Below are 13738 nucleotides of genomic sequence, written 5' to 3'. Positions count from 1 at the left end.
TTGAGTGTCGACTGGTTTCGACTTCACCGCGCTCACGCCTGATCCATAGCCTCGACCACGCCCCTATCCTCACCCAGGAACCCGCCGCTTTGATGCTGCCACAGCCGCGCATAGACGCCGTTCTTAGCGAGCAGTTCGCTGTGGGTGCCCTGCTCAATGATGCGTCCTTCATCCATGACGATGAGCCGGTCCATGGCCGCAATCGTAGACAGCCGATGAGCAATGGCGATGACGGTCTTGCCCTGCATCATTTCATCGAGGCTTTCCTGAATGGCCACTTCGACTTCCGAGTCCAGCGCGCTGGTGGCCTCGTCAAGCAGCAGGATCGGGGCGTTCTTGAGCATCACCCGGGCAATCGCGACGCGTTGGCGCTGGCCGCCCGACAGCTTTATGCCGCGCTCCCCCACAAGGGTGTCGTAGCCGGTATGGCCTTGCCGGTCGCTCAGTTGACTGATGAATTCATCGGCCTGGGCACTGGCCGCGGCGCTGCGGATTTGCGCGTCGGTCGCGTCGGGCCGGCCGTAGGCGATGTTGTCGCGAATGGAACGGTGCAGCAGGGAAGTATCCTGGGTGACCATGCCGATGGAGCCGCGCAGGCTTTCTTGCGTCACTTGTGCGATGTTTTGGCCGTCGATGCGAATCACCCCGCTGTCGACGTCATAAAAGCGCAGCAGCAGGTTGATCAGCGTGGATTTGCCGGCGCCGGAGCGGCCAACCAGGCCGATTTTTTCGCCCGGGCGGATGCTCAGGCTCAGGCCATCGAGCACTTGGCGTTCGCCATTGTAGTTGAAGCGCACATTATCGAAAGTTACCGCGCCGCCGGACGTCACTAGCACACCCGCGCCCGGCACATCCTGCACCTTGGCGCCCTGGATAAGGGTCGCCATGCCATCCTGGACGGTGCCGATACTTTCGAACAGCGAGGTCATTTGCCACATGATCCAGTGCGACATGCCATTGATACGCAACGCCATGGCAGTGATCGCCGCCACGGCACCTGCACCCACCTCGCCCTGGTGCCATAGCCACAGGGCATAACCACCCGCGGCCATGATCAACGCCACGACCAATGCCTGGTTGACGATCTCGAACTGGCTGACCAGGCGCATCTGGCGAAAGCCGGTCTGCTTGAAATCCTCCATCGCTGCACGCGCGAAGTGCGCTTCTCGATTGGAGTGGGAAAACAGCTTCACCGTCGTGATGTTGGTGTAGGCGTCTGAGATTCGCCCGGTCATCATCGATCGCGCATTGGCCTGCTCCTGCCCGACTTTCCCCAGGCGCGGCACGAAGTACAGCATGGCCAGCCCGAACAATACGACCCAGGCCACGAACGGAAGCATCAGTTTCAGTGCGAAGCCGCCGGCCAGCGCGATGATCGCGATGAAATACACTCCGATGCCCGGTGCGATCTCGATAAGGGTGAATAACACGTCGCGCACGGCTAGCGCCGTCTGCATCACCTTGGTGGTGACGCGTCCGGAAAACTCATCGGAAAAAAACGAAAGGCTTTGTCGCAGCATCAGGCGATGGAAGTCCCAGCGCAGCCGCAACGGCAGGTTGATCGCCAATATCTGGTGCTGCACCATGGTGCGCAACGCCACTAGCCCGACGCTGGCCACCATTACGATGCCCATGCCCCACAACACGCGACTCTCCTGCTCAGCCGCATCACCGCCTGCCTGCCAGGTCGAAAGCAGGTCCACGACCTGCCCGAGAAAAGAAAACAGCCAGGCTTCGTAAATCGACACACCGGCACTGAGCAGCGCAAGTGCGAGGATGTAACCTCGGGCGCCCCGCGTGCAGGCCCACAGAAATCGAGCCAGGCCATCGGGTGGCGGCGGGATCTCGTCCGGAGGAAAGGGGTCGAGCCTTCGTTCAAATGCACGAAGCATGGGGGTCTCCAAAACGATCAAGTTGAGGGGGATTCTGCCATTGAACGTCATTCATGGCTTGTCGCAAGTATCGCGATAGCTCGGTCCAGGCCAGACCGTCGCCATCCGCCCCATTGCTGCCTGTTGGTGAGAGACAGCTAATGCAGAATAACGTCGTTGAAAACGCTGAGCCGTTTCAAGCCTGTCCAGTAGGACCCGCGCCGCGAATCAGCATGTTCAGTCCATGTTCAAACGCGGCAGTGTGGCCTTGGCGCCGATAGTGTTCCAGCGCCACCGATAGCAGCGGGTAATGGGCAGCCCCCTCGTCCAGACTCGGGTCGGGTGCACGCTCTGACTCGGCTTGCTCTTCGAGCACGCAACCTACGGTGTAGCGGCTAATCGCTACGAGCACATCAAGTGCTTGTGTCGCTGAGAAACCGGCGTCGACCAAAAACCTCAGTTGTCGCTCCGAGGGTTCCAGGTCGTCTAACGTCGCTTCGGTACCCGCATGAATTCTTGCACCGTCGCGACGACTGAGCAGAGCATCGCGAAAACTATTGGCAACCCGCCAAAGAAACGCATCCCAAGTGTCGTCCTCGCGTGGGGCGCGATTTTTGTGCGCCAGCATCAGGATGCGGTCATTCATGGCATCGAGCAGCTTGCGCCGGCTCTTGAAGTGCCAATACAACGCTGGCTGCTTAACCCCAAGGCGTTGAGCCAATGCCCGGGTAGACAGTGCGTCCAACCCTACCTCATCAAGCAAACTCAATGCTTCGTCCACGATCCGTTCGCAATCCAGGCTCATGTGCAAGTTGTCTCCATTACTTATCACTGATAAAGTTGCTTATCGCCGATAAATTAGCATGCCAGGGCTTTCCATGAAACTGACTTTGTCCGCCGTGTTCATCACCGCCATTCTGGATGCCATGGGTATCGCGTTGACACTTCCGATCATGCCATCGCTGCTGCGGGATGTTGGCATGGACGGGACTACCGGCTGGGCGCTGGGAGTATTCATTGCGGTGTATCCACTCATGCAGTTTTTGACGGCTCCGTTGATGGGGTCTCTCTCTGACCGATACGGGCGCCGTCCGATTCTCTTGATGTCGCTGGCGGCCCAGATGCTGTCCTACACCTTTCTCGTTTTTGCCCCGTCCTATGAACTACTGCTACTGGCTCGTGCTGTGGCGGGTATAGCGGGAGCGAGCACCGCGGTTGTCTCGGCGGTCATTGTGGATGTAACTCCCGATACCCAACGCGCTCGCCGTTTCGGTCAGTTAGGGGCCTGCATCGGGGTGGGTTACATCCTCGGGCCTACGATGGGCGGGATTCTGGGCGGCTATTGGGTTCGCCTTCCGTTTGTTGCCGCAGCGGGGCTCGCGCTCGCCAATTTGCTCTGGACCGCATGGGTCCTGCGAGAAACGAAGCCTGCAAGCGAAGAGAGAGAGGCGACGCCTCTGCTCAACCCACTGGCGGCCCTGCGCTGGGCAGGACAGTTTCCTTCGCTGTCACCCTTGTTGATAGTGTTTGCACTGATAACGCTTGTCGGCGAGATCGCTGGAACGATCTGGGTGGTTTACGGCGAGGATACATTTGCGTGGTCAGCCGTCACGGTCGGCATTTCGCTGACGTGCTTTGGCTTGTTTCATGCGCTGGCTCAAGCATTTCTAGCCGGGCCGCTCGTAAGCCGTTTCGGTGAAAAGCGAGTACTGATACTGGGGATATTGGCCGATAGCTGCGCTTTTTTTCTCATCGCAATGGCAACGAGTGGCTGGGTCGCCTTCGCGTTGACCCCGCTTTTTTGCATGGGAGGACTGGCTGGGCCGGCTATACAATCCTTGATCAGTTCAGCGGTATCCGACCAGCAGCAGGGTCGCCTGCAGGGGTTGATGGGGGCAATTACCGGCCTGGTGACGGTGATCGCGCCCGTCCTGGCCAGCACGACCTATTTCGCCACCCGCTCCTCGCAGCCGGGAACTGTCTGGGTCGTAGGGGCAGGTTTATACCTGGCAGGACTGGTTATTTTCGCTGTTGTGGGGCCGCGGGCAGATGACCGAAAACGTCAGTCGGCCCGATATGATCAGCATCAAAATGAAATCCCGTCGCCCTGATAAGGAGGATCAAGTCGAAGAACACCGGCCGGTTGTACGCAGGGCAAAGCGATCAGCGCGAAACGGCCATCCAGCCCGCGCACCCCGTCATGACCCCGGCTGACGTTCTGTTCAGACGTTGCATGGCTTTCGGCGACTGGATGGCGCGTTTGATTTGCGATGCGGTCACCAGATAAGCCAATTGGATGGCGAGATCGATCCCGATGCCGAGTGCAGTGATGAAGATCACTTGCGGCCAGGACAGCGCCGTTAGATCAAAGGCATGCGGCAACACCGCGCCGAAAAACACCACGGCCTTCGGATTACTCAGTGTCAGAATGGCGCCTGCCAGAATGCCTCGGCTGGTTGAGCGCTGCGGAGGCTCTTGAGGGTGCTCGGTGTTTTTCGACCATAAGTTCCAGGCGATGAACAGAATGAAGGCAACACCGAGCCATTTCACGGCGATGAATGCCTGCTCGAATTGCAGCGCCAGTGCGGCCAGGCCGAGGGTGGCGACCAACAGCCAGGCAGCATTGCCCAGCACCATGCCCGCGATGAAGGGCATTGTTGACCTTGCGCCGCGCGACACCACTTGCCCCAAAAGCGCCCCCTGAGCGGGGCCGGGAATGGCCGCGGCAATCGCGAATGGCACGACAAAAAACCAGATCGAAGCAGTAGCACTCATGTGCGAGGTCTCCATGTGTCTTGATATACCAACCGGTACGCAGCGAGAGCGCGCCACCGATCTGGCTTTATACTCTAGCTGATACCATTCAAGAATTGACAAGCTGGGTAGAAAGACATGAACCGTCGTAAAAAAATAACGCAGTTACTAAAAGCTCACGCCAAAAAAGCCAGCGCCAAATTGGCACCGGCCAACAAGTCCAAATACATCAGCAAAGCTGACCGATTGAAACTCGCGGCGCAAGCCAGTGACGACTCAACCCTGTCCTCTGAGGGCTGATCTGGCGCAGACCGCCCCTCACCCAGCTGTTTTCGCCTTGCCTGCCGGGCGCTCGGCGACTTTCAGTGCAAACCGGATTCAAGCCAGCAGCTCGGTAATCCACCGGGCCTGCCGGGCGATTTCCTGCAACTTCTCTTCAGGCACGGCTTGCCGCGCTCGGGCGAAGTTGCTCAGTGTTTTCTGCTTCTCGCGCAATATGCGCTGCCACTTGAGCAGGAACGCCGGGCTGCGCGCCTGCATTTGCAGCGGGCCGAAGTACAACTCTTCGGCGGTGTACAGCACCGGCCCGGCGCGTTCGGCGACGATGATTTCGTAGTCGAAGCGGTTCTCCCGCAACAACTCCTCGCAGAGAATGCGGTAACCGTTTTCCATCAGCCATTGGCGCAGTGGCTGCTCGCCGCCATTCGGTTGCAGGATCAACCGTTCCTTACCGCTCAGGCGCGCCTTGCCGCGGTCGAGGATGTCGCGGATAGTCTCGCCGCCCATGCCGCAGACGCTGATCGCGGTGATCTGGTCTTCCGGTTCGATTGCCGCCAGCCCATTGGCCAGGCGCACGGCGATTCGCAGCGCCTGGCCATTCTCGCGGACGGTGCGTTCGGCGGCGTGAAACGGCGTCAATGCCACCTCGCCGGCCACCGCCGCGGTGATGGCACCACGGCGCATCAACGCGACCGGCAGGTAACCGTGATCCGAGCCGATATCGGCCAGCCGCGCACCTGCGGGCACATGCGCCGCCACGCGTTCCAGACGCATGGACAATGTCTGTTGGTTCAACCACCGTTCCTTTTTACCGCGAATGCCCGGCGCCATTGGCCAGGTCGGGGCGCGATTCTGTCGAGCAACGCCTCGAATTTCAACTTATACGCTCACCGAGCTGCTTCGACCCGACCGAACAGTGAACTCGCGAGCAACGCCTCCAGCCCCATGGGCTTGGCAAAATAGTAGCCCTGGGCCTGCCCTGCGCCCATTTCGCGCAGCAAGTCCAGCGTCGCTTGATCCTCGACGCCTTCGGCCACCACACTCAGGTCCAGCGATTCGGCCATCCGCACAATCGCCCGGACAATCGCGCGACTGCGCGCACTGGTGGTCAGTTCGAGGATGAACGACTTGTCGATCTTCAAGCCGCTGAAACGGTATTGATGCACGTAGCTCAGGGATGAAAACCCTGCACCGAAGTCATCGAGCACCACCGACATGCCGTTATCGGCCAGTTGCTGCATGGTCAGCCGGGCAATCGCCGGCTCGGCCACCAGCGCACCTTCGGTCAGCTCCAGGCAGATCCGCGACGGCGCTACCTGATAACGCGTCAGCAGTGCCAGCACATCACTGGCGAAATCCGGGCGCGTCATGCTGTAGCTGGAGCAGTTGACGTGCACCGGGGGCCAATTGGCGTGTTCAGGCTCGGCGAGGATCACGGCAATGCTGGTCAGCATGTACAGGTCCAGTCGACCGATCAGACGCAGGCCCTCGACATCCGGCAGAAACTCGCCCGGCGCAATCACCCGGCCACCCGGCTGATGCCAGCGGATCAGCGCTTCAAAGGCCAACAATTCACCGGTCTCGACACTGACAATCGGCTGAAAATACGGCACCAGTTCGTCGGTGCGTTTGAGCGCGTTGCGCAAGGCCCCTTCACGCTCGACCTGGTCCGAAACTTCCCGGCGCACTTCCTGATTGAACACCGCGTAGCTGTCGCGCCCGGCACTCTTGACCCGGTACATCGCCGCATCGGCATCGCGCAGCAAGTCGGCGGGCTCGTGGTGGAACTGGCTGTCGGCGCTGACAATACCGATGCTGCAGGACGAAAAGACTTCATGGCCATTGATGAAGAACGGCAGGTCAAACGCCACCAGGATCCGTTCGGCGATGTCGATCACCACGTCCAGCGGTGCTTCCGGGGCCAGCACCGAAAACTCATCGCCGCCCAGGCGCGCCAGCATGTCGGTGTCGCGCAGGCAACCGCGTAGACGGTGGGCGGCCTGCATCAACAGCAGGTCGCCAAAATGATGGCCGAGGCTGTCGTTGACCATCTTGAAACGGTCCAGGTCGATGAACATCACCGCCAGATGCCCGCCTTCGCTGCCGAACCGCGACCAGGCCTGATTGAGGCGCTGTTGCAGGTAGGTCCGATTCGGCAACCCGGTCAGCGCATCGTGGGAGTTTTCGTGTTGCAACTTGGCATTGGCGTGGTCGAGTTCGCGGGTGCGGTTCTGCACCCGGGCTTCCAGCTTGAGGTTGGCGGCATGGATGGCTTCGGCGGCCGTGCGTCGCGACAACGCGGTGTCGATATGCCGCGACACGAAGGTCAGCAGTTCCTGATCACGCAGGGTGTATTGCACCTGCGAGGTATAGCTCTGCACCGCCAGCACGCCACGGACCACGTCGCCATCGAACAATGGAATGCCCAGCCACGAGTAGGACCGGACCGACTCCTCGGCCAGTTCGACTTCACCGTGGGCAGACAGTCGGTCCGCCTCGTCGACGTCAATCAGGCACGGCCGACGCTGACGGATAACGTACTCGGTCAAGCCCCGGCGCCCACGCCGCGCGGCCGGGCACGTGGTCTGGCGCTCGTCGACATAATAGGGAAAGGTCACCTCAGCGGTCGTGTCGTCGAACAGCGCAATGTAGAAGTTCCGCGCGAACAGCAGCTCACCAACAATGCCATGCAAGGTTTTGAACAACTCAGCCATGTCCCCAGGCTGGCTCGATAACTCAGCAATCTGGAACAGCGCGCTCTGCAAGTGTTCGGCGCGCTGACGCTCCGCCACTTCCTGCCTCAATGCATCGTTGAGCGCCGACAGTTCCAGGGTGCGGCGCATCACCGTCCGTTCGAGGTCCTCGCGGTGCAGAATCCGGTCCAGTGCCATGGCCACGTGGCGGGCCACCACCAGAAACAGCGCGCGGTCTTCAGCGCTGTAAATACGGGAAACGTCGTAGACCTGCATCGCCAGCATGCCGAATACATCATCCGAGGCATTCTTCAACGGGGCCCCCATCCAGAACTCGGGACGATCACCCACGCAATGGAAACGGTTCTCCTCATGCGCCGCGATAATGCCGGCGGCGTCGATCAGCAACGGCTGGCCCGTGGTTAACACCTGGCCGGTCAACGACAGGTACGAGAGGTCAAGGTATTCGTAGTGCTCGGACTCCACGGCATCGACGTCGATGATGTCGACGTAATACGGGTAATCGATCTTTCCAGTGTGCGGGTCATACAGCGCGAGATAGAAGTTCTCGGCGTCGATCAGGCTCGCCAGCAGTTGGTGAACCCCGACCAGAAACACTGACCGGTCGCGGGTCGAACTCGCCAGATAAGTAATTTCATACAGAACACGTTGAGTGATCTGCGCGCGGGCCAGGGTATTGGTTTGCAGTTGAATGCCCAGGCACTGGGCAAACTCGGCGAGCGCGGGTTGTGTAGCATCGCTGGCTGGCGCGAGAAGCCATCCCAGCACGCTCTCGCCCCGACCGGTCGGCCAGCGGTGAAGGTTCCGGTCCAGGCAAAAGACTTCGAATTCTTCATTTGCAACGCTTGAAGGCCACTTCACTCGCGGGTCGCCCTGCCCGATCAAGTGCATTTGCTCACCGGCGCGGTAAACCACCCATGCGGTGGTGTGGCCCCATTGGCGCGCTGAATCCAGCAATTGTTCGATGGTGTCCCCGGCCCCCGCGCAAGCCTTGCCGGCGGTATCCGAATTCCCTTTCAATTGAGCTGCGTCAACGTCGCAGTCGTTTGATTGCCGCGAAGAGTCGGTCAATGGACGAACACTCATCAGCGCTCCCTGAGCCAAAAAACCTGGCGATACCCACTTACTGAATGCGAGCAACGTGCCAATGAGCTTCTCGTTTAAAGCTTATAGCGGTTTTTTTCAATAGTTTTATTCGCTTTGGTCCCAACCAGGAGACGGACAGCGGGTCATGCAAAAAAAAACCCCGCAACCGATCGCGGTGCGGGGCAAAAAATTGGTTGGTTGCGGCCAACCAAAGGAGCTCTGTAAAAACGTTTACGTCTGTGTGTCAGATGCAATCCTGCGCGGCGCGTTCAAAACTTGAGGGCAAAAAGTTCGACGCCAGCAAATGCCGCTCGTAGATGAACACTTTGCCGCCGCTCCCGGCCTTATAGGCTTCGAGCACGTTGTTTGCCGAAATTTTGCTCGGCACCACAATCCGATAGCTGCGCTGAGTCTGCGAGACGGTCGGATTCAACGCGCTGCCTTGCAGTTTCGGTACAACGCAGTCCGCGTATTGAGCCGGCGTCTTGCTGGTCTGCAATGTCAGGGTCGGGGCGTTTGGCGCGGAGGCGCAACCGGCGAGCAACAACGAGGCAACTGCCATCGCCGATACTGATAAAGAGTGCATCGGGGTCATCCTGAAAATGGCCAATCGGGTTAATGTATTCATCGCGCACATTTCTTGAGTCGCCGTTCGATGGCGGCGATTTTCAGGGAATTGCCCACCAAGTAGAACTTGCGTTTGGTGATGGTCACTATTACGTCTAGCAATAGTTGTGCGCCGTGCACGCGCCTGAACACTCGATCAACCCTGTAACAGACTGATGAGGACTCTCCTTGAGAACGTTTGACCTGATCCGCGATGCCGTTTTGCCCGAGTTCCGTGACCGGGTCGCCGACTACCTGATCCAGTACGAAAGTGTACTGTTGGCCGAAGAGACGCCTGAGCCGGAGCTTGCCCGGGCCACCGCCCATCAGTTGCGCGGTTACTTGCGCGGCTTGAACACCACGCGGGTGCTGGGCATGGCGGATTGGGAAGAGCTGGATCGGCGGGTGGTGAATACGTGGCTTTTATAGTGCCCGGCCAATAACAGCCCAGGCTTGCCTTGCCGGACTGCACCCAGGTAGTCAACGCAGGCGGCTTACGTGGCGCGGGACGATAGCCGCGACGAGCCCGTCAGCACCTTCATTGGCAACAAGACCACCTACTTCTCGGACCAGGTCCGCGAACGAACGCCCCCAATACCTGCTCGATGTGTTCCGCAGCTAATCCCCCCGCATCGCTGCCGCTCACCAGCACGCCGCCCTCATCGTTCAACACCGCGCTGATCTGCAATTGGCGTTCAGCCAGTTCAACAGCACCCATCGCTTCGAGCGCATTCATGATCACGTTGAGCAGTTATTGCAGCTCCACGCGGTCGCCTTCAATAAATGGCAAGCCGTCCCTATAGCACTGCAAATCGCTGCACCCCTTCGTTTCGTCGCCTTACCGCGACATTTCAAATCTGACCCTTGCGCTAACGGTATTATGGTATACCATCAGACGCAGAGACACTTTACCTCACACGGAGCAGCTCATGAGTTTCGAAATCCGCAAGATCGTCAGCTACGTCGAAGAAACCTTTATAGAAGGCGGCAAGGCCACCGATACCCCGGTGACCATGGTCGGTCTGGCCGTCGTGATGAAAAACCCATGGCTGGGGAATGGTTTTGTTGAAGACCTGAAGCCGCAAATCCGCGCCAATTGCTCGGACCTCGGCGCGCTGATGGTTGAGCGTCTGGTCGGGATCATCGGCGGCGCCGAAAAAATCGAGGCTTACGGCAAAGCCGCCGTAGTGGGCGCCGACGGTGAAATCGAACATGCCTCTGCGGTCATCCATACCTTGCGTTTCGGCAATCATTACCGCGAAGCGGTGAAAGCCAAGAGCTACCTGAGCTTCACCAACAAGCGCGGCGGCCCGGGCACATCCATTCAGATTCCAATGATGCACAAGGACGATGAAGGTCTGCGCTCGCACTACATCACCCTGGAAATGAAGATCGAAGATGCACCGCGCGCCGACGAAATTGTCGTGGTGCTGGGCTGTGCCGACGGCGGCCGACTGCACCCGCGCATTGGCAATCGTTACATCGATCTGGAAGAACTGGCTGCCGAAAAGGCCCAGTGATTCCGCTGAGAGCAGCGACAAAAAAAGCTGCAGGAGCGTTCCATGATTCGGCTCACCGCTGAACACACCCAGGCTGGCACCAGTTATATAGCGACCGGCCAAGGCCAACCCGTGGTCCTGATCCACGGCGTGGGCCTGAACAAAGAAATGTGGGGCGGGCAAGTCGTTGGCCTGTCTTCGCAATATCGGGTGATTGCCTATGACATGCTCGGCCACGGAGCCAGTCCACTTCCGGAAAGCGGAACCCCGTTGCTCGGCTATGCCGATCAACTGCGGGAGCTACTCGACCACCTGCAACTGCCTCAGGCGACGGTGATCGGTTTTTCCATGGGCGGGCTTGTTGCACGGGCATTTGCTTTGCATTACCCGGAGCGCCTGCGGGGCCTGGTGGTGCTCAACAGCGTGTTCAATCGCAGCCCCGAGCAGCGAGCCGGTGTGATCGCTCGCACCAGTCAGGCAGCGGAGCATGGGCCAGACGCCAATGCCGAAGCGGCGCTGTCGCGTTGGTTCAGTCGTGAATACCAGGCAGCCAACCCTGCACAGATCGCGGCCTTGCGCCAAACCTTGGCCAACAATGACCCGCAGGGTTACTTGACCACCTATGAGCTGTTCGCGACCCAGGACATGTACCGCGCTGATGACCTGGGTTGCATTCACGTGCCAACGCTGATCGCCACAGGTGAGCTGGACCCGGGTTCAACACCGCAAATGGCCATGCAGTTAGCCGAACGAATTCCCGGCGCCACCGTTGCGGTGCTCGCCGAGCAGCGGCATATGATGCCGGTAGAATCGCCGCGACTGGTGAACCAGATGCTCCTGGCGTTTCTCGACAACGCGTACTCCGAACAAAACCAGATCAAGGGGATCGTTGCATGACACTCGCACGCTTCCAGATGTGCATCGGCGGTGAATGGGTCGATGCCCTCTGCGGCAAGACCTTCCAAAGCCTGAATCCTGCCTTGGCCGAACCTTGGGCTGAGCTGCCCGATGCCGACGAAGCGGACGTCGAGCGCGCGGTCAATGCTGCGCAGACCGCGTTCGATAGCCCGGCCTGGCGCGGATTGACCGCCACCGCACGGGGCAAATTACTGCGACGCCTGGGCGATCTAATCGCAGAAAACAAAGAGCAACTGGCACAGCTGGAAAGCCGCGACAACGGCAAGCTGATCCGCGAAACCCGTGGCCAGGTCAACTATCTTCCCGAGTTCTTCCACTACACCGCGGGCCTCGCGGACAAGCTTGAAGGCGGCACCTTGCCGCTGGACAAGCCCGACCTGTTTGCCTACACGGTGCACGAAGCCATGGGCGTGGTCGCGGCGATCATTCCATGGAACAGCCCGCTTTACCTGACCGCGATAAAACTGGCCCCGGCCTTGGCGGCAGGCAATACCATTGTGATCAAACCGTCGGAACATGCCTCGGCGACTATTCTCGAGCTGGCGCGCCTGGCGCTGGAAGCGGGTATTCCACCGGGTGTTGTCAACGTCGTCACCGGTTACGGCCCAAGCACTGGCGCTGCCCTCACCCGCCATCCACTGGTGCGCAAAATCGCCTTCACCGGCGGTGCAGCAACGGCGCGCCATGTGGTGCGCAGCAGCGCTGAAAATTTCGCCAAGTTGTCGCTGGAACTGGGTGGCAAATCGCCCAATATCATTTTTTCCGACGCTGACCTCGACAGCGCCATCAACGGTGCTATTGCCGGGATCTATGCGGCTTCCGGGCAAAGTTGCGTCTCTGGTTCGCGCCTGCTGGTCCAAGACGAAATCTACGATGAATTCGTCGAGCGTCTGGTCGAGCGCGCCAAGCGCATCCGCATCGGCAACCCCCAGGAAGACAGCAGCGAGATGGGGCCGATGGCTACCGCGCAGCAACTGGCCGTGGTCGAAGGTCTGGTCGCCGATGCCATCGCCGAAGGTGCGCGTCTGCGCATGGGCGGCAAGCGCCCACAGAATTTGGGTGAAGGCTGGTTCTACGAGCCGACATTGTTCGAGTGCGACAGCAACTCGATGAAGATCATGCAGGAAGAAGTGTTCGGTCCTGTGGCCTCAGTCATACGTTTCAAGGATGAAGCCGAAGCACTGGCAATCGCCAACGACTCTCAGTTCGGTCTGGCTGCCGGTATCTGGACTCGCGATCTCGGGCGCGCCCATCGACTGGCCCGCGACGTACGCTCGGGCATTATCTGGGTCAATACCTACCGCGCCGTATCGGCGATGGCGCCGATTGGCGGTTTCAAGAACAGCGGCTATGGACGTGAGAGCGGCATCGATTCGGTGCTGGCCTACACCGAACTCAAAACGGTGTGGATCAACCTCTCTCAGGCTCCAATGCCTGATCCTTTCGTGATGCGCTAAGAGACCTCTTCCATGATCGAACCCGGCATTTACAAAGACGTCATGAGCTCGTTCCCTTCCGGGGTAACGGTTGTCACCACGCTGGACCCGGAAGGTGGCATCGTCGGCATCACCGCCAGTGCGTTCAGCGCGCTGTCGATTGATCCGGCACTGGTGTTGTTCTGCCCCAACTATGCCTCGGACACCTACCCGGTCCTGCGTGACAGCAAACAGTTCGCGATTCACCTGCTGTCCGCCGACCAAACGGCGGAAGCCTATGCATTTGCCAGCAAAGGCAAGGAAAAGGCCAAAGGCATCGAATGGCACTTGAGCGCGCTGGGCAATCCGTTACTGGGCAAAGCCACGGCAATCATCGAGTGCGAATTGTGGCGCGAGTACGACGGCGGTGATCACGCGATTATCGTCGGTGCGGTCAAGAATCTGATTCTTCCCGAGCAGCCCGTTACACCGATGATCTACCACAAAGGAAAATTGGGCCCTCTGCCCACTTTAGCCTGAACAGTTTCACGCAAAACCCTGTGGGAGCGGGCTTGCCCGCGATCCGGTCGCACAGT

14 protein-coding genes are annotated in these 13738 nt (G+C 59.6%); 7 read left to right on the top strand and 7 right to left on the bottom strand.

Features of this window, described 5'->3' with window-relative positions; translation table 11 throughout:
* Positions 1 to 32: 32 nt before the first annotated feature.
* Both ACQKP4_RS01370 and ACQKP4_RS01365 read right to left on the bottom strand, forming a co-directional pair.
* On the bottom strand, positions 33 to 1892 hold the full coding sequence (locus ACQKP4_RS01370) for an ABC transporter ATP-binding protein (RefSeq protein WP_427629770.1): 1860 nt from the start codon (positions 1890 to 1892) through the stop codon (positions 33 to 35).
* Positions 1893 to 2067: 175 nt separating this feature from the next.
* On the bottom strand, positions 2068 to 2676 hold the full coding sequence (locus ACQKP4_RS01365) for a TetR/AcrR family transcriptional regulator C-terminal domain-containing protein (protein WP_427629683.1): 609 nt from the start codon (positions 2674 to 2676) through the stop codon (positions 2068 to 2070).
* Between the two features lie 73 nt (positions 2677 to 2749).
* Here ACQKP4_RS01365 and ACQKP4_RS01360 point away from each other — a divergent pair, with 73 nt between their 5' ends.
* Positions 2750 to 3982, top strand: coding sequence for a TCR/Tet family MFS transporter (locus ACQKP4_RS01360; protein ID WP_427629681.1), 1233 nt, complete (start codon positions 2750 to 2752; stop codon positions 3980 to 3982).
* A 52-nt stretch (positions 3983 to 4034) separates the two neighbouring features.
* On the opposite strand, the gene ACQKP4_RS01355 is transcribed toward ACQKP4_RS01360, so the two are convergent.
* Positions 4035 to 4646, bottom strand: coding sequence for a LysE family translocator (locus ACQKP4_RS01355; protein WP_427629680.1), 612 nt, complete (start codon positions 4644 to 4646; stop codon positions 4035 to 4037).
* 117 nt (positions 4647 to 4763) lie between these two features.
* Here ACQKP4_RS01355 and ACQKP4_RS01350 point away from each other — a divergent pair, with 117 nt between their 5' ends.
* Entirely contained in the window at positions 4764 to 4925 is a 162-nt protein-coding gene (locus tag ACQKP4_RS01350) for a DUF2986 domain-containing protein (protein ID WP_427629678.1), read from the top strand.
* 78 nt (positions 4926 to 5003) lie between these two features.
* Here the strand turns inward: ACQKP4_RS01350 and ACQKP4_RS01345 are convergent, their stop codons facing one another.
* The 3 genes from ACQKP4_RS01345 to ACQKP4_RS01335 form a co-directional block, all read right to left on the bottom strand.
* Positions 5004 to 5699 carry a tRNA (adenine(22)-N(1))-methyltransferase gene (locus ACQKP4_RS01345; RefSeq protein ID WP_427629677.1) on the bottom strand — a complete coding sequence of 232 codons (696 nt, stop codon included), beginning with the start codon at positions 5697 to 5699 and terminating at the stop codon, positions 5004 to 5006.
* 92 nt (positions 5700 to 5791) lie between these two features.
* Positions 5792 to 8704 carry a sensor domain-containing phosphodiesterase gene (locus tag ACQKP4_RS01340; RefSeq protein WP_427629675.1) on the bottom strand — a complete coding sequence of 971 codons (2913 nt, stop codon included), beginning with the start codon at positions 8702 to 8704 and terminating at the stop codon, positions 5792 to 5794.
* 244 nt (positions 8705 to 8948) lie between these two features.
* Positions 8949 to 9290, bottom strand: a complete 342-nt coding sequence (locus tag ACQKP4_RS01335; RefSeq protein WP_427629673.1) for a hypothetical protein — start codon at positions 9288 to 9290, stop codon at positions 8949 to 8951.
* 209 nt (positions 9291 to 9499) lie between these two features.
* Here ACQKP4_RS01335 and ACQKP4_RS01330 point away from each other — a divergent pair, with 209 nt between their 5' ends.
* Positions 9500 to 9739: a hypothetical protein gene (locus ACQKP4_RS01330; protein WP_427629671.1), complete on the top strand. Its 240-nt coding sequence runs from the start codon at positions 9500 to 9502 to the stop codon at positions 9737 to 9739.
* A gap of 109 nt (positions 9740 to 9848) precedes the next feature.
* Here the strand turns inward: ACQKP4_RS01330 and ACQKP4_RS01325 are convergent, their stop codons facing one another.
* Positions 9849 to 10046 (bottom strand): hypothetical protein, encoded by a 198-nt coding sequence (locus ACQKP4_RS01325; RefSeq protein WP_427629669.1) that lies wholly within the window; start codon positions 10044 to 10046, stop codon positions 9849 to 9851.
* A gap of 193 nt (positions 10047 to 10239) precedes the next feature.
* On the opposite strand from ACQKP4_RS01325, the gene ACQKP4_RS01320 reads away from it, so the two are divergent.
* The 4 genes from ACQKP4_RS01320 to ACQKP4_RS01305 are packed head-to-tail and all read left to right on the top strand — an operon-like array spanning position 10240 to position 13682.
* Positions 10240 to 10830 (top strand): amino acid synthesis family protein, encoded by a 591-nt coding sequence (locus ACQKP4_RS01320; protein WP_427629667.1) that lies wholly within the window; start codon positions 10240 to 10242, stop codon positions 10828 to 10830.
* Between the two features lie 42 nt (positions 10831 to 10872).
* A complete protein-coding gene (locus ACQKP4_RS01315; RefSeq protein ID WP_427629665.1) occupies positions 10873 to 11706 on the top strand; it encodes an alpha/beta fold hydrolase in 834 nt (277 codons plus the stop codon).
* Entirely contained in the window at positions 11703 to 13184 is a 1482-nt protein-coding gene (locus ACQKP4_RS01310; RefSeq protein ID WP_427629663.1) for an aldehyde dehydrogenase, read from the top strand. Before ACQKP4_RS01315 ends, ACQKP4_RS01310 begins: the two co-directional genes overlap by 4 nt.
* Positions 13185 to 13196: 12 nt before the next feature.
* Complete coding sequence (locus ACQKP4_RS01305; protein WP_427629661.1) at positions 13197 to 13682, top strand: flavin reductase family protein; 486 nt, start codon at positions 13197 to 13199, stop codon at positions 13680 to 13682.
* The last annotated feature ends 56 nt before the right edge of the window (positions 13683 to 13738 follow it).

Origin of the sequence: Pseudomonas sp. NPDC086278 (assembly GCF_050280905.1) — a bacterium.
Lineage (GTDB): Bacteria > Pseudomonadota > Gammaproteobacteria > Pseudomonadales > Pseudomonadaceae > Aquipseudomonas.
Note: the sequence above shows the minus strand (reverse complement) of the source record. Positions and strands in the feature narration are given on the sequence as shown.

Bases quoted from the DNA above. Each gene is read 5' to 3' on its own strand.
- ACQKP4_RS01370 (WP_427629770.1), bottom strand. From the start codon at position 1,892: ATGCTTCGTGCATTTGAACGAAGGCTCGACCCCTTTCCTCCGGACGAG.
- ACQKP4_RS01365 (WP_427629683.1), bottom strand. From the start codon at position 2,676: ATGAGCCTGGATTGCGAACGGATCGTGGACGAAGCATTGAGTTTGCTT.
- ACQKP4_RS01360 (WP_427629681.1), top strand. From the start codon at position 2,750: ATGAAACTGACTTTGTCCGCCGTGTTCATCACCGCCATTCTGGATGCC.
- ACQKP4_RS01355 (WP_427629680.1), bottom strand. From the start codon at position 4,646: ATGAGTGCTACTGCTTCGATCTGGTTTTTTGTCGTGCCATTCGCGATT.
- ACQKP4_RS01350 (WP_427629678.1), top strand. From the start codon at position 4,764: ATGAACCGTCGTAAAAAAATAACGCAGTTACTAAAAGCTCACGCCAAA.
- ACQKP4_RS01340 (WP_427629675.1), bottom strand. From the start codon at position 8,704: ATGAGTGTTCGTCCATTGACCGACTCTTCGCGGCAATCAAACGACTGC.
- ACQKP4_RS01335 (WP_427629673.1), bottom strand. From the start codon at position 9,290: ATGCACTCTTTATCAGTATCGGCGATGGCAGTTGCCTCGTTGTTGCTC.
- ACQKP4_RS01325 (WP_427629669.1), bottom strand. From the start codon at position 10,046: ATGAATGCGCTCGAAGCGATGGGTGCTGTTGAACTGGCTGAACGCCAA.
- ACQKP4_RS01320 (WP_427629667.1), top strand. From the start codon at position 10,240: ATGAGTTTCGAAATCCGCAAGATCGTCAGCTACGTCGAAGAAACCTTT.
- ACQKP4_RS01315 (WP_427629665.1), top strand. From the start codon at position 10,873: ATGATTCGGCTCACCGCTGAACACACCCAGGCTGGCACCAGTTATATA.
- ACQKP4_RS01310 (WP_427629663.1), top strand. From the start codon at position 11,703: ATGACACTCGCACGCTTCCAGATGTGCATCGGCGGTGAATGGGTCGAT.
- ACQKP4_RS01305 (WP_427629661.1), top strand. From the start codon at position 13,197: ATGATCGAACCCGGCATTTACAAAGACGTCATGAGCTCGTTCCCTTCC.